The sequence below is a fragment of the Xanthomonas sp. NCPPB 1068 genome, assembly GCF_041479385.2.
Taxonomy (GTDB): Bacteria; Pseudomonadota; Gammaproteobacteria; order Xanthomonadales; family Xanthomonadaceae; genus Xanthomonas; species Xanthomonas cannabis.
On the sequence record NZ_CM192986.1, the window covers coordinates 3,497,652 to 3,517,282 of the forward strand.

Genomic DNA, 19,631 nt, shown 5'->3' on the forward strand with positions numbered 1-19,631 from the left:
CGCCGCAGCGCATCCCGCCTTCGCGCGACGAAAGATCGCGTTATTGCGCTGGCTGGTAGCGGAAGGTGAGCAGGTAATTCCGCCCGGGCTGCGCATACCAGCGCGCGGTTTCGTAGCGGCGGTCGAACACGTTGTTGGCGGTGAACTGCACCTTCCAGTCCGTGTTGATCGCATAACTCATGCGCAGGTCCAGCAGGCCGTAACCGGCCAGGCGCTCGGTGTTGGCCAGGTCATCGAAGCGCTCGCCCGAGCCGAACAGGCTTGCGCCCACGCCGAACGCGCCGACGGTGCGGTCGGCATCGATGCGCCCACTCTGGCGGGCGCGACGCGGCAGCCAGTTGCCGTGCCCGACCTCGCCATCGGCCTGCGGCGCCAGCCAGGTCAGCGCGCCACGCAGCGTCCAGCCAGCCAGCGCAGTCTCGTAACCGGCTTCGGCGCCACGGATGCGCGCCTTGTCGATGTTGTTCGGCTGGCCAAAGGGGTGGGCAGCATCCACCAGCGAGGCGTCATAGGCGATCAGGTCGCTGATGCGGGTCTGGAAGGCGCTGAGCGTCCAGGTGCCCCAGTCGTAGCGCCCCCGCAGCCCAAGCTCCGCACTGTTGGACGTCTCCGGCCCGAGCAGCGGGTTGCCGAAGTCCGGGTAGTACAGCTCGTTGAAGGTGGGCGCCTTGAACGCGGTGCCGTAGCTGGCGGTCAGGCGCAGGTGCTCGGCAACGTCCCAACCCCACAGCAGGCTGCCGGTGGTCTTGCCGCCGAACTGGCTGTTGTCGTTGCGACGCAGGCTGGCCTGCACCGACTGCGCACCGAAGCTCTGCTGCCACTGCGCAAATGCCGCGCGGTCGATGCGGCTGTCGGCGTCGTAGTTGTCGCTGCTGGCGATGGCGTCGCGCTGCCAGTCGAAGCCGACCGTCAACAGGCCCGGCGCCGTGGTGATGTCGGCCTGCAACGAGCCCTGCTTGCGGCGGGTGTCGTAGGTGGAGACGTACGCACCGTCGTAATACGCATCGCTGAAGTCGGAACTGCCGCCGACACTGGCGGTGAACTTGAGCGCATCGGTGGGTGCGTAACGCACACGGCCACCGACCGCCTGCTGCACGCCCTTGGACAGGTTGCCGCCAAAGACAGAGCCGTCGTAGTCGTTACGGCTCTGCGCACGCAACGCGTGCACGTCGGCATCCCACTGCCGGTTGAAGCGCCAGCCGCCCTGCACGCTCAGCGAATCATTGCGGTACCCATCGCGATCCGGGTCGTAGGCGCTGGAACTGGTGTCCAGATACGCATTGATGCCGTCGGTTTCGTCATGCACTGCGTTGACCGAATACCACCCGCCGGCCTCGCCCAGATCGCCCTCGCTCCGCCCGGCCAGGCCGGCACCGTAGCGGCGCGCGGTGTTGCTGCCGGCAGCCACGCTGAGCATCGGCACGAAGCTGCCCTGCGGGCGACGGGTGAAGATCTGGATCACCCCGCCCAACGCTTCGGAACCATACAGGCTGGAAAACGGGCCACGCACGATCTCGATGCGTTCGATCTGTTCGATCGGCAGGTCCTGCAAGGCCGCCCCACCGGAGGTGGCCGAGCCAATGCGCACGCCATCGATCAGCACCACCACCTGGTCGGATTCGGTGCCGCGCAGGAACAGCGAGGTCGGCTTGCCCGGCCCGCCGTTGTTGGCCAGCGACACCCCGGCTTCGCCACGCAGCAGATCCTGCAATGCTGTGACCTGGCGACGCTCGATCTGCGCGCGGTCGATCACCGTGACCGGCGCCAGTGTCTGGTCCTGGGTCTGCGCGGTGCGCGAGGCGGTGACCACGACTTCGTCGAGATCGACGGCGGCCTCGGCCCGGGCCAGGTTGGCCATGCACAGCGACAGCCCCACGGCCAGCACGGCGCGGGTCGGCAAAACGGAAGAAACGGACATCGACTGCTGCTCCTGGAACCGCGCCTACCCGCGCGGGGGCAATGGGGGCGGCAGACAGCAACGGGCCAGGCGCCCAACGCCGCAGCGCCAGACGATCAAGGCCACGCCCACCGCGTGCCGGGTCTTGTCCCTCAGGCCGGTCTCCGGGCTCGCGAGTGGAAGCGGACGCTTCCCAGGCCTGCGCCTTCCCATGCAAGCACAGTGGCGTGACGTGCAGACCCTTATCTCGCCCACCGTTGCGGGGGCAGCTCCGGAATTGCGACCCGCCCAAGGCGAGCCGCGCACCGGATTCCCGTTTAAACCACCGCAACTGCGGCAGTCACCTCAGGGGCGCGCATGGTAGCAGGCGCCTCAGAGGTCTGCGACCACCGGCCAAGCCAAGCGCGTCTCCACGCGCTGGGCGGTGAATGACCGCTTCCTTCTCCCGTCGGGACATTGTCCTCCTTCATGGGGAGAGGGGCTAAACCTCACGCCCCCTGCAGCGCCTGCTCCAGATCCGCCAGCAAGTCATCGATATGCTCGATGCCGATCGACAGCCGCACGGTGTCTTCACTCACCCCGGCATGCTCCAGCTCGGCCGGGCCCAGCTGGCGGTGCGTGGTGGACGCCGGGTGCGTCGCCAGCGACTTGGCATCGCCGATATTCACCAGCCGGGTAAACAGCTGCAGCGCATCCAGGAAACGCGCGCCGGCCGCACGCCCGCCTGGCAGACCAAACGTGAGCACCCCGGACCCGTGGCCGCCCAGATATTTCTGCGCCAACGCATGCTCGGGGTGATCCGGCAACGCGGCGTAGTTGACCCAGGCAACGCGTGCGTGGTGCTGCAGATACCTCGCAATGGCCAAGGTATTGGCGTTGATGCGCTCCATGCGCAGCGGCAATGTTTCGATGCCTTGCAGGATCAAGAACGCGTTGAACGGCGACAGCGCCGCACCGGTATTACGCAGCGGCACCACCCGTGCACGCCCGATATACGCCGCCTCGCCCAAGGCCTCGGTATACACCACGCCGTGGTAACTCACATCCGGTTCGTTGAGGCGCGGAAAGCGTGCCTTGTGCGCCGCCCACGGAAAGCGCCCGCTGTCCACGATCGCCCCACCGATGCTGTTGCCGTGCCCGCCTAGATACTTGGTCAGCGAATGCACCACGATGTCGGCACCGAAGTCGATCGGCCGCAGCAGCGACGGCGTGGCGACGGTGTTGTCCACGATCAACGGCACGCCGTGGGCATGCGCCACGGCCGCCACCGCCTCGATATCGGTGATGTTGCCGCGCGGATTGCCGATCGACTCGACGAACACTGCCTTGGTGCGTTCGTCGATCAAGCCGGCAAACGCCTGCGGGTCGCGATAGTCGGCAAAGCGCGTACTGATGCCGAACTGCGGCAGCGTATGCGCGAACAGGTTGTAGGTGCCGCCATACAAGGCGCTGGACGAAACGATATTGTCGCCGGCCTCGGCGATGGTCTGGATCGCATACGTCACCGCGGCCTGCCCCGATGCCAGCGCCAAGGCGCCGATGCCGCCTTCCAGCGCGGCCACGCGCTGCTCCAGCACGTCGTTGGTGGGGTTCATGATGCGGCTGTAGATGTTGCCCTGCACCTTCAGGTCGAACAGGTCCGCGCCATGCTGGGTATCGTCGAACGCATACGCCACCGTCTGATAGATCGGCACCGCCACCGCGCGCGTGGTCGGGTCGGGGCGATACCCGCCATGCACGGCGATGGTTTCAGGCTTCCACTGCGGATCGGTCATGGCACGGCTCGCTGCTGGACGGAAGACAGCGACGATAGCGACGTTGCACAACAACCGTGCTAACCGAGCGTTATCAGCTTATGCCGACCAGTCTCCTCCAAGCGCCGTGCGTACCAACAACGGTCAAGCACATGCGATCCCACTGCACCTCTCCCGCGAACGGAAGAGGTGGACAGACGAGGCAATTCATAACGCATCCCGCACATGCGTTACAGCGCCCCGTCATCGGCTTGTCAGCTCTTGCCGAACTCCAGCCGCCCGCCCTGCGCGCGCACTTGCACGGTGTCGCCGCTGAGGTACTGCCCCGACAGGATCTGCTGCGCCAACGGGTTCTCCACCTGCGACTGGATCGCGCGCTTGAGCGGGCGTGCGCCATACACCGGGTCGAAGCCGACATTGCCCAACAATTCCAGCGCGGCATCGTCCAGATCCAGCTTGAGGCCGCGCTCGGACAGGCGTTTTTCCAGCCCATGCAACTGGATGCGCGCGATCGACTTGATCTGCGCCTTGTCCAGCGGGTGGAACACCACGATGTCGTCCAGCCGGTTGATGAACTCCGGGCGGAAATGCGCCTGCACCACGCCCATCACCGCCGCCTTCATCTGCGTATAGGCCTCGGCGCTGCCGTCGCCGGACAGCTCCTGGATCTGGTGCGAGCCCAAGTTGGAGGTCATCACGATGACGGTATTGCGGAAGTCCACCGTGCGGCCCTGCCCATCGGTGAGGCGGCCATCGTCGAGCACCTGCAGCAGGATGTTGAAGACATCGGCATGCGCCTTTTCCACCTCGTCCAGCAGGATCAGCGAATACGGGCGCCGGCGCACCGCCTCGGTGAGGTAGCCGCCCTCTTCGTAGCCCACGTAGCCCGGGGGTGCACCGATCAGGCGCGAGACCGAGTGCTTCTCCATGAACTCGCTCATGTCGATGCGGATCATCGCCTCGGTGCTGTCGAACAGGAAATCCGCCAGCGCCTTGCACAACTCGGTCTTGCCCACGCCGGTCGGCCCCAGGAACAGGAACGAGCCGCTGGGGCGATTGGGATCAGACAGGCCGGCGCGCGAACGCCGCACCGCGTCGGAGACGACCTTGATCGCCTCGTTCTGACCGACCACGCGATGATGCAGCTCCTCCTCCATGCGCAACAACTTGTCGCGCTCGCCTTCAAGCATCTTGTTGACCGGAATGCCGGTCCAGCGCGACACCACTTCGGCAATTTCCTCGGCCGTGACGCGGTCCTGCACCAGCTTGAAGTCGTGGTGTTCGACTTCGTTGGCCAGCAGCATCTGCTTCTCCAGCTGCGGCAGCACGCCGTACTGGATCTCGCTCATCTTGGCGTAGTCCTGGCGGCGCTGCGCGGCCTCCAATTCCAGCTTGGCGTGCTCGATCTGCTCCTTGATCTTGGTGGTGCCCTGCAACGCGGCCTTCTCCGATTTCCACACTTCGTTGAGGTCGGAGAACTCGCGCTCCAGCTTATCGATGTCGGTTTCCAGATCGGCCAGACGCTGACGCGAGGCGTCGTCCTTTTCCTTCTTCAGCATCTCGCGCTGGATCTTGAGCTGGATCAGGCGGCGCTCCAGGCGATCGAGTTCCTCCGGCTTGGAGTCGATCTCCATGCGGATGCGCGATGCGGCTTCGTCCATCAGGTCGATGGCTTTATCCGGTAACTGGCGATCGGTGATGTAGCGGTTGGACAGCGTGGCCGCGGCCACGATTGCGGGGTCGGTGATCTCCACCCCGTGATGCACGGCATAGCGTTCCTTCAGCCCACGCAGGATGGCGATGGTGTCTTCCACCGTCGGCTCGCCCACGAACACCTTCTGGAAACGCCGCTCCAGTGCGGCGTCCTTCTCGATGTACTTGCGGTATTCGTCCAGCGTGGTGGCGCCGATGCAATGCAGCTCGCCGCGCGCCAGCGCCGGCTTGAGCATGTTGCCGGCATCCATCGCGCCATCGGCCTTGCCCGCGCCCACCATGGTGTGCAGCTCGTCGATGAACAGGATGATCTGGCCTTCGTTCTTGGACAGGTCGCTGAGCACCGCCTTCAGGCGTTCTTCGAATTCGCCGCGGAACTTGGCGCCGGCAATCAACGCACCCATGTCCAGCGACAACACGCGCTTGCCGCGCAGGCCTTCGGGCACTTCGCCGTTGATGATGCGCTGGGCCAGGCCTTCGACAATGGCAGTCTTGCCCACGCCGGGTTCGCCGATCAGCACCGGGTTGTTCTTGGTACGGCGCTGCAGCACCTGGATGGTGCGGCGGATCTCTTCATCGCGGCCGATCACCGGATCGAGCTTGCCGCTTTCGGCACGCGCAGTCAGGTCGATGGTGTATTTCTCCAGCGCCTGGCGCTGTTCCTCGGCGTTTTCCGATTGCACGGTTTCGCCGCCGCGCAGCTTGTCGATGGCCGCTTCGATCTTCTTCTTGTCGCCACCGGCCGCGCGCAGGGCCACGCCCAGCGGGCTGGCATCGTCGGCGGCAGCCAGCACGAACCACTCGCTGGCGATGAAGGCATCGCCATGTTGCTGGGCCAGCTTGTCGGTCTGGTTGAGCAGGCGATTGAGGTCGTTGCCGATCGACAGGTTGCCTTCCTGCCCGGAGACCTTGGGCAGCGTGTCCAGCGCCTCGCCGAGGCGCTCGCGCAGCAGCGGCACGTTGACGCCGGCCTGCGACAGCAGCGGGCGCGTGCTGCCGCCGCTCTGGTCGAGCAGCGCGGCCAGCACGTGCACCGGCTCGATGATGTTGTGGTCGCGGCCCACGGCCAGCGATTGCGCGTCGGCCAGTGCCTGCTGGAACCGCGAGGTGAGCTTGTCCATCCGCATGGGAAATCCTCTGAACGGGTGGCCGGCGACGCCGGCGATACCGTGCAGATGCGGTTGCCGGGCGGGGTTTCAAGGCTTGCCGGTGCCGGAGCCGGGCCGCAGCGACGCCGGTGCCCGGCTCCAATCAGCAGTGCCAGGCGGCGCACGCAGCCGGTGTGCGGTTGCGATGGCGCACCGCAGCCTCTTGCCTGCTGGTTGAGGGAGGACGCGTAGCGCAGGGCGCGGCGGCGGAGCCTTCGCGCCCGACGCCGGCTGCTAGACGATCCGCTGCAGCGGTGCCCCTCCGTGTCGCGCAGCCTCACGCGTGGCGTCGCGCCGCACATCGGCCTTCGCCGCAGCCGCCTGCTCGGAGGTCTGCGCAGCTCCCAGCAGGCGCGACAGTACCTGCGCCTGGATCGCCGCCAGGGCCGGTGACCCGGGCGCACGCGGGTGCGCCACCGGCACCGCGACATCCAGGCCGACCTGACCCTGCTCGACCACCACGATGCGGTCGGCCAGCGCGCAGGCTTCGGCCACGTCATGGGTCACCAGCACCAGGGTGAAGCCGTAGTGCCGCCACAGCTGCACGATCAGCTGCTGCATTTCGATACGGGTCAATGCATCCAGCGCGCCCAGTGGTTCGTCCAGCAGCAGCAGCCGTGGCCGATGCACCAGCGCGCGCGCCAGCGCCACGCGCTGCCGCTGGCCGCCAGAAAGCGCCGCTGGCCAGTCGCCGCCACGCGTGCCCAGCCCCACCGCATCCAGCGCGGCCTGGGCCTGCATGCGGCCGGCACGGCCCAGCCCCAGCGCCACGTTGTCGATCACCCGCTTCCACGGCAGCAACCGCGCGTCCTGGAACATCAGCCGCACTGCATCGCGCTGCGCGGCAAGCGGCGCAGCGCCGCTCTCCACGGTGCCGCTGTCGGCCGCTTCCAGCCCGGCAATCACCCGCAGCAGCGTGCTCTTGCCGCAGCCGCTGCGGCCCACCACCGCGACGCAGGCGCCGGGGGCGATCTGCAGATCGATGCCGCGCAGCACCTCGCTGTCGCCATAGCGCTTGCCGATGCCGCGCAGGCTCAGCGGCAGGCCGGTGTCGGTCGCGCTCATCGGCGCACCTGCGCACGCTGCTGGTGTGCCGGGTGCCAGCCCAGCCACCAGGCTTCCAGGCCGCGTGCGGCCAGGTCGGCCAGCTTGCCGAGCAGCGCGTACAGCACGATCGCCACCACCACGATGTCGGTCTGCAGGAACTCGCGCGCATTGGTGGCCAGATAGCCGATGCCGGAACTGGCCGAAATGGTCTCGGCCACGATCAGGGTCAGCCACATCAGCCCCAGCGCGAAGCGCAAGCCGACCAGGATGGAGGGCAGCGCGCCGGGCAGCAGCACATCGACAAACAGCTGCGGCCCACGCAGGCCGTAATTGCGCGCCATCTCGATCAAGGCCGGGTCCACGCTGCGGATGCCGTGATAGGTATTGAGATAGATCGGGAAGAACGTGCCCAGCGCCACCAGGAACAGCTTGGCGCCCTCGTCGATGCCGAACCACAGGATCACCAGCGGAATCAGCGCCAGATGCGGCACGTTGCGCAGCATCTGCAGGCTGCTGTCGAGCAACCGTTCCGCCACCTGCGACACGCCCGTCAACAGGCCCAGTGCCAGGCCGATGCTGCCGCCGATGGCCAGGCCCACCGCCGCGCGCCAACCGCTGATGGCCAGGTGCTGCCACAGCTCACCACTTCGCACGAGCGTGATGGCGGCACGCAGTACCGCATCGGGCGCAGGAAGAATGCGCTGCGGCAGCCAGCCCGTGGCCGCGGCAATCTGCCATGCCAGCAGCAATGCCAGCGGCAGCAACCAGGGCACCAAGCCAGTGCCCAGACGGCGTGCGCGGGCGCTCATTGCAGCACCGTGGCGGCGGCGCATCGCATTACCGCGTGTTGCATCGACACGTGGGCGCTCACCTGCGCGCGCGCAGGTTTCCGGTGCCGCATTGCACACGTGCATGCCATCGAGCGCATCACTTGCCCGCCGGCTGTGCAGCGGCAGGTGCAGGCGCGCGCCACACCGCCGGTGCCACCAGCACGCGCTTGGGCAGCAGGCGCTGTGCATGAAACAGGTCGGCGGTGGCTTGCTGGGCCTTGATGACCTGCGCATTGAGCGGCTGCACGCTGGCCGGCGGGCGGTGCGCCAGTGTGCGTTCGACCACCGCAGGCGGCAGCCCGCTCACCTGCGCCAGCACCTTGATGCTGCCGGCGCGGTCGCGCTCCAGCAGGCCATCGGCCTGGTTGAGTTGCACCATCACCTGTTGCACGAACGGACCCCACGCGGTGGCATAGCGGCGCGACGACAGGAAGAACCCGCCGGTCAGCCCCAGCCCTTCGCCGTTGGCGAGCAGGCGTGCACTGCCATCCAGGGTCAGGGCCGAATACCACGGGTCCCAGATGGCCCACGCATCCACCTGCCCGGCCGCGAAGGCCGCACGCGCGTTGGCCGGCGACAGATACAACGGCGTGATGTCGCGCAGGCCCAGGCCGGATTTGGCCAACAAGCGCAACAACAGGTTGTGCGCGCTGGAGCCTTTCTGAAACGCGACGCGCTTGCCCTTGAGGTCGGCCACGGTGCGCAGCGTGCTCTTGGCCGGCACCAGGATGGTTTCGGCCTTCGGCGTGGGTGGTACCCAACCCACATACAGCAGGTCGGCCCCGGCAGCCTGCGCGAACAACGGCGGAATGTCGCCGGCGCCGCCGAGGTCGATGCTGCCCACGTTCAAGGCCTCCAGCAATTGCGGTCCGGCCGGAAATTCCACCCAGGTGATCCTGGTGCGGGGAAAGCGCTGTTCCAGCAAGCGATGCTGCTTGGCCAGCACCAGACTCGACACCGCCTTTTGATAACCGATGCGCAACTGCGCCGGCTCGGCTGCGAGCGCAGGCTGCACAGACACGATGCTGAAGAACAGCAACGCAGACACCCACACGGCCACCCAGCCCGCGCGCGCAGCTGTCAGCCGGCGGCGCGCCGCACGCAGCCAGCGCTTTGCACCTACCCTACCCGCCGCCTGCGTTTCGCCGCCACGCGCGGCCAACGGCTGCGTGGCCGTTTCGATTGTCGTTACTGAAACGCAGTGACGCATCGGCAGCTTCCTCATTGCCAATCGGTGGAGGGTTTTTCCCAAAGATTGATCCCGCCCTCGACCGCATGGCGGTCGATCTCGGCCAACTCTTCTGCAGTGAACGCAGGCGCCTGCAATGCCGCCACGTTTTCCACCAGTTGCTCCGGCCGGCTGGCACCCAGCAGGGCCGAGCTCACCCGTGGATCGCGCAGCACCCAGGCCAGCGCCAGCTGCGCCAGGCTCTGCCCGCGCCGTTGCGCAATGGCATTCAGGCCGCGTGCGCGTTGCAGGTTGTCGTCGGACAGGTGTTCGGGCCGCAAGGATTGACCGCCGGGGCGATTGACGCGCGCATCCTCGGGAATGCCCTCCAGATACTTGCCGGTAAGCAGACCCTGCGCCAACGGCGTAAACGCAATCACTCCGGCACCGAGGTCGGCGGTGGTGTCCAGCAACTCCTGCTCCGGCCAGCGGTTGAACAGGTTGTAGGCCGGTTGATGGATCAGCAGCGGCACCTTCCACTCGCGCAGCAGCGCGGCAATCTCGCGCGTGCGCGCTGCCGAATACGACGACACGCCCACGTACAGCGCCTTGCCCTGCTGCACCGCACTGGCCAGCGCACCGGCGGTCTCTTCCAGCGGGGTGTCCGCATCGAAGCGATGCGAATAGAAGATGTCCACATACTCCACGCCTAGCCGCTGCAGGCTTTGATCCAGGCTGGACAGCAGATATTTGCGCGAGCTGCCGCCCTGCCCGTACGGGCCCGGCCACATGTCCCAGCCGGCCTTGGTGGAAATGATCAATTCGTCGCGATACGGCCTGAAATCTTCACGCAGCAGCCGGCCGAAGTTGATCTCCGCGCTGCCGTACGGCGGGCCGTAGTTGTTGGCCAGATCGAAGTGGGTGATGCCCAGGTCGAACGCGGTGCGCAGCAATGCGCGCTGGGTGTCGATCGGCGTGCTGTCGCCGAAGTTGTGCCACAGGCCCAGCGACAGGGCCGGCAACACCAGGCCGCTGCGGCCGACGCGGCGGTAGGCGATACGGTCGTAACGGTCGGGATGTGCGAGATAGCGCATGAGTGGTTCCGATTGATCAGCGAGCGCTGAAGCGATTGACGGGGCGTGCCAGCCCCAGATGATCGCGCAGCGTGCGCCCGGCATATTCACGCCGGAACAGCCCACGCCGCTGCAGCTCCGGCACCACGTGCGTGGCCACATCGGCCAGGCCGCCGGGCAGATGCGGCACCAGCACGTTGAACCCGTCTGCAGCGCCCTGTTCGAACCAGGCCTGCAACTCGTCGGCAATCTGCGTGGGCGTGCCGATCAGGCTGTAGTGGCCGCGCCCGCCGGCAATGCGCCGGCCAAGCTGGGCGATGCTCAGCTGTTCCTGCCCGGCCAGCTCGGTGAACAATTGCTGGCGGCTGCGCTGGCCGGTTTCGGTGAGCGGCAATTCCGGCAGCGGACCATCGGCCGGATAGCCGGACAGGTCGAAGTTGCCCAGCATCCGCGACAACAGCGCGATGCCGACCTGCGGCTCCACCAGGTCCTGGAACTGCTCGAATTTTTCTTGCGCCTCGGCCTGGCTCTGCCCCACCACGATGAACACGCCCGGCAACACCTTCAGCGCATCGCGCGTGCGGCCGAACTGTTCCAGTCGTCCCTTGATGTCGGCATAGAAAGCCTGCGCCTTGGCCAGCGACGATTGCGCGGTGAACACCACCTCCGCGGTCTCGGCGGCCAGCGCACGCCCCGGCTCGGACGAGCCGGCCTGCACCAGCACCGGGTGGCCCTGCGGTGCACGCTCAATATTGAGCGGGCCACGCACCTGGAAGTGCGTGCCGCGGTGGTCCAGCACATGCGCACGCGCCGGGTCGTGATGCAGGCCGGCCGCCTTGTCGGCGATGAAGGCATCGTCGTCCCAGCTGTCCCACAGCCCGGCCACCACCTGCTGGAACTCGCGCGCCCGCGCATAGCGCTCGGCATGCACGTAATGCGCATCGCGATTGAAATTGAGCGCCTCGTCGGCGGCATCGGAGGTGACCAGGTTCCAGCCGGCACGCCCGCCGGAGAGATGATCCAATGAGGCGAACTTGCGCGCCACGTGATACGGCTCGTTGTAGCTGGTGGTCATGGTGGCGATCAGGCCGATGCGCTCGCTCACCGCTGCCAGCGCGCTGAGCAGGGTCAGCGGCTCGAACAGGCTGGAACGCGCCATCTGCGGGGCGACCGGCCCGCCCGCTGCGGCCAGGCTGTCGGCGACGAACACCGCGTCGAACCTGGCGGCTTCGGCAATGCGCACCATCTCGCGATATTGCGCAAAATCCAGCGTCTGCGCACTGACCTGCGGATGCCGCCACGCCGCCACGTGATGACCGGTGGCCATCAGGAACGCACCCAGCGACAGCTGACGTGGCGCACTCATCGTGGACCACCGCACGTGTCGCAACTCACCGTCACGTTCAAACCCATCGTCAGAAATCCTTGCGCACTTGCAGGCCCAGGTAACGCCGATCGTCGCGCGGTACCAATCGATAGACATTGCCGGTGGCGTTGGCCAGCAGCGGCGCGTACGACCGATCGCCGAGATTGCGTCCCAGCACCGCCACCCGCCAGCCGTGCGCATCGTCGGCCAGCGCGATGCTGGCGTTCCAGATCGCATACGGTCCCTGGATGGTCTGCGGAGTCTGGCTGAGGTCGTACTGCACGCTGTCCTGCCAGCTCACATCGCCGTTGAATTCGAGCGCCAGGCTGCCATGCAGCGGCAAGCGATAACCTGCGCGCAGATTGCCCTTCCAGTCCGGCGAAAACGGCAGCGGCCGGCCATCGACATTGCAGTTGGCCGCAGCCGCTGCCGGGCAGGCGAAGCGCTGGATGCGTGCCTGCGTATAGGCCAGCGAGGCGGCCAGGCTGAGCCGCTCGGTCGGGCGGTAGTCCAGGTCCAGCTCCAGGCCCTGCGTGCGCACCTGGCCGGCGTTGATCAGCCGCGTCACCACCTGCCCGGCCACGGTGTCGAAGAAGTTGGCCTGGTAATTGGCGTATTCGGTATGGAACAACGCCACGTTCGCACTCAGCCGGTCATCCAGGGCGCGCGCCTTCAAGCCCAGCTCCCAGGCGTTGGAGGTTTCCGGCTTCAGTGCCGGCGTGTCGCGCGGCTGCATGTTGAAGAACACGTTGTAGGCCGGGCCCTTGTAGCCGCGCGAATAGGTGAGGTAGCCGGTGGTGCGCGCATCGAAGTCGTACTGCAGGCCGGTGCGACCCGAGACGCCGTTTTCTGCGGTGCTGCCGCTGCTTGCGGTGGCCGGCTGGATGCCGGTGACCGCCGTTGCGGACGTGGACGCGCGCCGATGGTCATAGTCCAGCGTGTCGCGGGTGACGCGCACACCCAGCAAGGCGCGCAGATCCGGGCGCCAATGCCAGGTGGCTTCGCCGAACGCGGCATAGGTCTGCGCACGGGTGGCGTAGTCGGCCACGCCGACCGTGCTGGCAGTGGGCGAGGTGACGGTGCGGCGATAGGTTTCATCGCTGCGCGCGTGCAGGTAATACAGCCCGGCCACCGCCTCCACGGCGCGGTCGCGCGGGGTCTGCACGCGCAGTTCCTGCGAGTACTGCGTGTAGCCCAGATCGCCCCGGTCATGCGATGCGGGAAACGCCGCACTGCGCTGGGCGGTGCGGTCGCCATCCTGGAATTGCGTGTTGTCCCATTGCCGCCATGCGCTGATCGAGGTCAGCACCAGCTCGCCGATGTGCTGATCCAGCTGCAGCGAGGCGCCCTTGTTGATGTCGTCCAGAGACGTGGGGAAATCGCTGTTGATCTGCCGGTTGTCGGCCCCGGCCCGCACCGGCGCCAGGGCGGCGGCAAAGTCGGCACGCGTGCTTGCCACCACTACCCCGCTGGGCGCATCGCTGTGTGACTGCAGGTAATCGGCCAACAGGGTCGCCGTGAAGTCGGGCGTGGGGGTGAGATCCAGCCGCAGCCGTGCACCGGCGCGTCGGTAGCCATTGACGGTCTGCCCATCGGCCACGTTGCGCACGTTGCCGCCGTACTCGGCCCACAACGCCGACACGCTGGCCTTGAGCACCTCCGGCAGCAACGCGCCCCCGATGCTGGCACGCACGCGGTCTTCGTCGCCGCCACCAAAGTGCGAGTAATCCACATAACCGCCAACTGTCTCCGGCGCCGGCTTGCTGACGATGTTGAGCACCCCGGCCGAAGCATTCTTGCCGAACAGGGTGCCCTGCGGCCCGCGCAGCACCTCGATACGTTCGACATCGAGCAGATCCAGCGTGGCCTGCCCGGGCCTGCCCAGCACCACGCCATCGATCACCGTGGCCACGCTGGGTTCCACCCCCGGCGAGGTGGAAATGGTGCCCACCCCGCGCAGGAACAACGAGGTGTCCTTGTTCGACGCGCCGGTGCGGAAGGTCAGGCTGGGCACCAGTGCCGGCAGGTCCGCCACGCTGTTGCGGTTCTCGCGCTCCAGCGTCTCGCCCTGCACCACCGACACCGCCACCGGCACCTGCTGCAAGGTGGTTTCGCGCCGTGTGGCCGTGACCGTCACTGCACCGAGCGTCTGCGCCGCGCCGGCCGGCGTCGCGGGTTCACCTACTTCATCCGCCATGGCCGGCGCACACGCCAGCGCCAGGCTCCATGCCAATCGTTGCGGGGTAGCCAACCACCTTGAAGCAGAAGCGATCCCGGCGGGGATCCGGTGTTGCACAGGCATGGAGGTCCTTGTGGGTGGGCGATATGGCGTATTCCGAGCGCGTTGCGGCCAGTTGTGCGCGCGTCGCTTGGCGTTCTGTCGCCAAGCCGGCCGGACCGCGCATGGCAGTAGGGCATGCTGTTTGCCGGCGCCGCGAGCGTCAAATAACCAATGTTTAGGTGGTTATTCACTCGCGCGTTGCGTGGTCGGGCCGGCCCGCACCGCCATCGTCGGTGCGCTGACGCTGTGCAGGCGCCGGCCAGCGGCGATAATGCGGCCATGGATGCACCCAAGCCCTGGTATCTGTATCTGCTGCTGTGCCGCAACGGCAGCTATTACGCCGGGATCACCAATGATCTGGAGCGGCGTTTCCAGGCGCATGCGCAAGGCACCGGCGCGCGCTACACGCGTGCCAATCCGCCACTGCAGATCATGGCCAGCCACCGCTACCCGGACCGCAGCAGCGCCTCGCGCGCGGAGTGCGCGCTCAAGCGTCAGCCGCGTGCGCGCAAGCTGGCGTGGCTGCTGGCGCAGCCGGCGGCTGTGGCCGGGTCACAGCCCGCTGACGCTGCGGTCACGCCCGACTAGCCGCGCATTGCTTAGGCTGCAGCGCCATTCGAACGCGGAGCAGCGCATGCACTATCAGCTCTACTACTGGACCGGCCTGCAGGGACGCGGCGAATTCGTCCGTCTGGCGTTGGAGGATGCAGGCGCCCGTTACACCGATGTGGCGCGCGTCGACGGCGATGAGGCCATGACAGCATTCCTGCAGGGTCGGCAGGACGGTGCACAGCCGTTCGCACCGCCCTTCCTGCGTGCGGGCGATGTCGTGGTGGCACAGGTGGCGGCGATCCTGCATTTCCTGGGGCCACAGCTGCAGTTGGTGCCCGAGGCCGAGGCCCAACGGCTGCAGGCGCTGCAACTGCAGATGACCATTGCCGACCTGGTGGCCGAAGTGCACGACACCCATCACCCGATCGGCGTCGGGCTGTACTACGAAGACCAGAAAGCCGAAGCGGCCAAGCGCGCTGCGGACCTGCGCGAGAACCGGTTGCCCAAGTTCCTGGGCTATTTCGAGCAGGTGCTGCAGCACGCGGGTGGCGCGCATGCGCTGGGGGTGCACTCGTACGTGGACCTGTCGTTGTTTCAGCTGGTCAGCGGGCTGGACTACATGTTCCCCAGGCGCATGGCGACGCTTGCCAAGGACCTGCCTGGCCTCAAGGCCCTGCAGCAGCGCGTGGCCGAACGGCCGCGGATTGCGGCCTATCTGGCCTCCGAGCGCCGTGTGGCGTTCAACACCAACGGCATCTTCCGCCACTACCCGGAGCTGGATGCCGACTAGACATCTGCCTGAAGCCTTCGCATGGCGGCCTGCAATCGTTGACGCGTGCGTCGAATGCGCTCATCGCACTCGCCGCCGCTGTCTTCAAACCGCTCGAAGACATGACAGACCGGGCCGCACGTGTGCGCCGCTGGTACAACGCACCCATCACTGCCATCAGCGTCCCTGCAACAGTGCCACGCGTATGGCGCGCAACTGCGCCTTCACTGCCTGCGCCTGGCTTGGCCCCAGGCGCAGGATCGCCTTCTGCCCGACCGATAAGCCTTCCAGCGCCGGATCCACGAAGCGGTAGCGGCCACGCTCGTCGCGCACGACGGCAATGGGCTGGCGTGGCTCGGGGGTCCGCAGCAGATGGTCGATCACATCGATCACGCGATCGTTGAAGTAACGGTCGGGCGCGCCCAGGTTGGCATAGGCCTGCTGAAACAACGGGTAGAAGCGCACATAGCTGCGGACCAGTGCCTGCGCATCCACCGTGGTGAACGCGGTGACATACGGCGCGTAGCGCGCGGCGTTGGCCTGATCGATGACACTGTGATCGGCAGCGCTGCTGACCTGGAACTCGCCCGGCACCGGCTGCAGCACCAGGGCACGCCGGCTGATGCTGGGCTGGGTCAGATTGTCGATCATCACCACCACGCGCTCGATCAGGTGCGCACGCAGCACGATCGACAACGCGTCGTCTTGCTGCACCAATGCCTGCAGTGCCTGCCACGCGGCCTCATCGCTTTGCGCCAATGCCGGAATCGCTGCGTCCGCCGCATCGGGCGGTGGCGTCTGCACCGGATGGCGGGGCCCGGCCGGCGCCGGCGTTGCCGGAGTGACCGCCGCCGCCACTGCGGTGGCGGTTCGGCTGATGGGCGCAGGCAGTGCGCCCGCCTGCTCGGATGGCCCGCTGAACAGCCACCAGGCAGCGCCGGCGATCACTGGCACGGCCAGCAGCCATGGCCAGCGCGAGGACGGTGTTTGCATCGTGGAACTCCTTACGTCGACAACATCCAGGGTGTGACCATGGGATGGCGCAAGGGTTCCATCGCTCTATGGCCGCACGCGCATTCATCGCGCACGCAGGCCCACGCAGGGCACCGCGGCATGCACGGAGTTGCCCGTATTCCAGCGCAAAACCGCGTCATCCCGACCTGGGACCTGCAGCACCACGCTGCAGGCCACGCATCCATGGTGCATGGGCGCACGCACGCATGGCGCTGCAAACGAAGCGTTACCGGCGCCCGGCCGCGCTCATCCGGCGAAATCCAGCCGCGCATTCACCCACGCCGCCACGATGGCGGCCGCGGCCTGCTCGGCCTGTTTTGGCGGCAGCTGCTTTTCGCGCACCAGCCATGCGGCGGTGTCTGCGCGCACCTTCGGTAACAGCGCGCGCACCGCCTTGCGATCTGCGGCCGGCCAATCGCTGTCATCGCCGCTCCACGCCGCAATCGCCTTGTCCGGGTCATTGCCGTAGCGCTTGCGCAGTGCCGGCTGCAGGTACAGCAATGGCGAAACCGACGCCCGTAGCGCAACGACTTCCCACTCGGCGTAGCTCGCATAGCGAATGGTGCCGGCGTCCTTGCTCATGGCCTCGATCATCCCCGCAAAGCCGGCATCGAGCTGTTTCCAGCTGGCAAGCGCGAACAGCCCGCCCGGCGGCGCGCAGATCGGCGCGAACCCGTCGCGCGTGGAGCCGTACAACGGCCCGAATGCGTCGTACGCCGGCTCGCCCACTGCCGCGAAGATGAAGCAGTGCACGTAGGGTCGTTGATCGCCATTGTCGCGCTCGATCCACATCCGCAGCAGGGTCAAGACGCGTTCCTGCGGTGAGCTGGGCGGTGCACCGGCCACGTCATCGAGCAGCGACGCCGCAAACCCATCCACCTTGCGCAGCGCCGTGCGTGCATGTGCAAACCGCGCATCTGCCAGCGCGGCATCCACACCGGCGGCCGGCACGAACTGATGCAGGTACGCCAGCCACGCCGACGCCAGCGGCGCGTCGTAGCCCTGCAACTGGCGCGCCGCGTCGGCAGGGGCGGCGGGAATGCTGGCGATGATGCGGTCCAGCCCCTGTTGCTGGGCGGTGAGCGCCTTGCTCAGCACATCGGCCCTGGCCGTGAGGCTGCGCTGCAGGCAGTCATCCGGCTTGGCGTCCTGCGCGCAGGAATTACGCTGCCGCAGCCAGCCGCGCTGTTGCTCGCGTATGCCGGCCACTGCAGTACGCGGCGCAGTCTGCACCAGCGCCTGGTAGCTCTCATCCAGCTGCTCGTCCAGCAGGCCAAGCGCAGGCACCGCACACAGGCGCTTTTCCACCAGTGTGCTCGCCTGCTTGCAGTCGAACGACGCTGCCCACGCGCCGTTGGCACCCAGCACCAAGGCACCGCCAAGCAGCCACCGCAGCGCGAGTGCCGGGCGCGTCATTGCACGGCCTGCTTGCGCACCGGCAGCAGCGACAGCAGCAGCAAGGTCACCGCCAGCGCCACGTAGGCACCGACGAACTGCCAGCTGATCACCCGCGCCAGGCCGTGCAGCGACCACGGCAGATAGATGCCGCCACGCGGGTCCACCGAATGGATCAACCCGAACAGGGTCAACCCCGCGGCGACCAGCAGGAACACCGCACCGCGCCGCAGCCGGCCATCGATCATCGCCGCCACCGTGGCGATCCACAGCATCGCGGTGATGATGAAGCCATTGCCCAGTGCGAAGATCACTGCCAGCTCCGGCAAGCCATGGCCATCCAGCTTGGTTGTCAACGCCACCAGCTGCTCCGGCGCGATCCAGCCCGGTGCCTTGATGGTCAGCAGGTACGCCACCGACGGCAGGAACCCGAGCACCATCGCGCCAGCGTGATGCCTGGGCGTGGCCTGGAAGGCCTGGGTGGTGATGTCGATGGACACATACACGATGATCGGCGCCAGCACCGCCAGCGGCAGCCACTGCACCAGCCCGCTGATCACTCCGAGCATGCCGCCAATGCCGACGAACAGCCCCGTCAGCAGCGTGTAGCCCGAGCGCGCGCCCATGTGCTTGTAGGCGGGCTGGCCGATGTAGGGCGTGGTCTGCGCCACGCCGCCGCACACGCCGGCCACCAGGGTGGCGAAGGCTTCCACCAGCAGGATGTCGCGGGTGCGGTAATCGTCGCCGGCGGCCCGTGCACTTTCGCTGACGTTGATGCCGCCCACCACCATCAACAGCCCGAACGGCAGCAGCAACGGCAGATACGCCACCGTCGCCGGCAGCCCGTCGATGAAGCCCAGATTCGGCAGCGGCAGCACGATCTGCGGCGGCGTCCACGCCGGCACCGTGAAGCCCGGTGCGCCCAATCCGGCCAGGCCAAGCCCGTAATACAGTGCGGTGCCGATCACGAATGCCACCAGCACGCCGGGCAGCTTGGTCGGCAGGCGGCCCTTGGCCAGCAGCACGTACAGCAGCAGGCCCAGGGTGACGAAACCGGCCACCGGCGAGCGCAGCGTTTCCAGCAGCGGCAACAGGCCCATCAGCACCAGCGCGATGCCGGCGATCGAGCCGAGCAGCGCCGCACGCGGCAACGCCCGCGTCACCGCCTCGCCCACGAACGACAGCACCAGCTTGAGCAGGCCCATCACCACCAGCGCGGCCATGCCGAGCTTCCAGGTGGCGATTGCCGCCGCCTGCGGGTCCAGTCCCTGCGCCTTGAAACCGGCGAACGCCGGGCCCAGCACCAGCAGCGCCATGCCGATGCTGGTGGGCGCATCCAGCCCCAGCGGCATGGCGGTGACGTCGTCGCGCCCGGTGCGTGCGGCCAGCCGCCGCGCCATCAGGGTATAGAGCAGATTGCCCACCAGCACGCCGAACGCGGTGCCCGGGAACATGCGCCCGAACACCACTTCCGCGGGGAACTGGAAGATGCCCACCAGCGCCATCGCGATGAAGCCGAGGATGGAAAGATTGTCGACCACCAGGCCGAAGAAGCCATTGAGGTCGCCGGCGACGAACCAGCGCGGCGAGGCCGCAGGACGCGAAGAGGGAGCGGACATGGAGG

At 67.3% G+C, this 19,631-nt stretch carries 14 protein-coding genes and 1 riboswitch; of the genes, 2 read left to right on the forward strand and 12 right to left on the reverse strand.

Features of this window, described 5'->3' with window-relative positions; genetic code table 11:
* Positions 1-40 precede the first annotated feature (40 nt).
* From btuB to ACCQ12_RS14815, 9 genes are all read right to left on the reverse strand, one after another.
* Complete coding sequence (gene btuB, locus ACCQ12_RS14775; protein WP_372382074.1) at positions 41-1,918, reverse strand: TonB-dependent vitamin B12 receptor; 1,878 nt, start codon at positions 1,916-1,918, stop codon at positions 41-43.
* Between the two features lie 117 nt (positions 1,919-2,035).
* A riboswitch (cobalamin riboswitch) is annotated at positions 2,036-2,260 on the reverse strand.
* 125 nt (positions 2,261-2,385) lie between these two features.
* A complete protein-coding gene (locus ACCQ12_RS14780; RefSeq protein ID WP_104579905.1) occupies positions 2,386-3,672 on the reverse strand; it encodes an O-acetylhomoserine aminocarboxypropyltransferase/cysteine synthase family protein in 1,287 nt (428 codons plus the stop codon).
* A 233-nt stretch (positions 3,673-3,905) separates the two neighbouring features.
* Complete coding sequence (clpB, locus tag ACCQ12_RS14785) at positions 3,906-6,491, reverse strand: ATP-dependent chaperone ClpB (RefSeq protein WP_372382075.1); 2,586 nt, start codon at positions 6,489-6,491, stop codon at positions 3,906-3,908.
* Positions 6,492-6,746: 255 nt separating this feature from the next.
* Positions 6,747-7,577 (reverse strand): ATP-binding cassette domain-containing protein, encoded by an 831-nt coding sequence (locus tag ACCQ12_RS14790; RefSeq protein WP_372382076.1) that lies wholly within the window; start codon positions 7,575-7,577, stop codon positions 6,747-6,749.
* A complete protein-coding gene (gene ssuC / locus ACCQ12_RS14795; RefSeq protein WP_372382077.1) occupies positions 7,574-8,368 on the reverse strand; it encodes an aliphatic sulfonate ABC transporter permease SsuC in 795 nt (264 codons plus the stop codon). The genes ACCQ12_RS14790 and ssuC overlap by 4 nt, the downstream gene beginning before the upstream one ends.
* Before the next feature lie 118 nt (positions 8,369-8,486).
* The gene (locus ACCQ12_RS14800) at positions 8,487-9,614 is read right to left on the reverse strand and encodes an aliphatic sulfonate ABC transporter substrate-binding protein (RefSeq protein WP_372382078.1); all 1,128 of its coding nucleotides are present in this window, start codon (positions 9,612-9,614) and stop codon (positions 8,487-8,489) included.
* Positions 9,611-10,651 carry an L-glyceraldehyde 3-phosphate reductase gene (mgrA, locus tag ACCQ12_RS14805; protein ID WP_372382079.1) on the reverse strand — a complete coding sequence of 347 codons (1,041 nt, stop codon included), beginning with the start codon at positions 10,649-10,651 and terminating at the stop codon, positions 9,611-9,613. The genes ACCQ12_RS14800 and mgrA overlap by 4 nt, the downstream gene beginning before the upstream one ends.
* A gap of 16 nt (positions 10,652-10,667) precedes the next feature.
* Entirely contained in the window at positions 10,668-11,996 is a 1,329-nt protein-coding gene (locus tag ACCQ12_RS14810) for an LLM class flavin-dependent oxidoreductase (RefSeq protein WP_372382080.1), read from the reverse strand.
* 49 nt (positions 11,997-12,045) lie between these two features.
* Entirely contained in the window at positions 12,046-14,193 is a 2,148-nt protein-coding gene (locus ACCQ12_RS14815; protein ID WP_372383628.1) for a TonB-dependent receptor, read from the reverse strand.
* Positions 14,194-14,556: 363 nt separating this feature from the next.
* Between ACCQ12_RS14815 and ACCQ12_RS14820 the strand changes: the two genes are divergently transcribed.
* Together ACCQ12_RS14820 and ACCQ12_RS14825 are read left to right on the forward strand one after the other, a co-directional pair.
* Entirely contained in the window at positions 14,557-14,865 is a 309-nt protein-coding gene (locus tag ACCQ12_RS14820) for a GIY-YIG nuclease family protein (RefSeq protein ID WP_039405696.1), read from the forward strand.
* Between the two features lie 46 nt (positions 14,866-14,911).
* Positions 14,912-15,619 carry a glutathione S-transferase gene (locus ACCQ12_RS14825; protein WP_166749147.1) on the forward strand — a complete coding sequence of 236 codons (708 nt, stop codon included), beginning with the start codon at positions 14,912-14,914 and terminating at the stop codon, positions 15,617-15,619.
* A 156-nt stretch (positions 15,620-15,775) separates the two neighbouring features.
* Here the strand turns inward: ACCQ12_RS14825 and ACCQ12_RS14830 are convergent, their stop codons facing one another.
* From ACCQ12_RS14830 to ACCQ12_RS14840, 3 genes are all read right to left on the reverse strand, one after another.
* Entirely contained in the window at positions 15,776-16,591 is an 816-nt protein-coding gene (locus ACCQ12_RS14830) for a DUF3014 domain-containing protein (protein ID WP_372382081.1), read from the reverse strand.
* A gap of 267 nt (positions 16,592-16,858) precedes the next feature.
* Positions 16,859-18,028: a lysozyme inhibitor LprI family protein gene (locus tag ACCQ12_RS14835; RefSeq protein ID WP_372382082.1), complete on the reverse strand. Its 1,170-nt coding sequence runs from the start codon at positions 18,026-18,028 to the stop codon at positions 16,859-16,861.
* The gene (locus ACCQ12_RS14840; RefSeq protein ID WP_166749150.1) at positions 18,025-19,626 is read right to left on the reverse strand and encodes a hypothetical protein; all 1,602 of its coding nucleotides are present in this window, start codon (positions 19,624-19,626) and stop codon (positions 18,025-18,027) included. The genes ACCQ12_RS14835 and ACCQ12_RS14840 overlap by 4 nt, the downstream gene beginning before the upstream one ends.
* Positions 19,627-19,631: the final 5 nt, after the last annotated feature.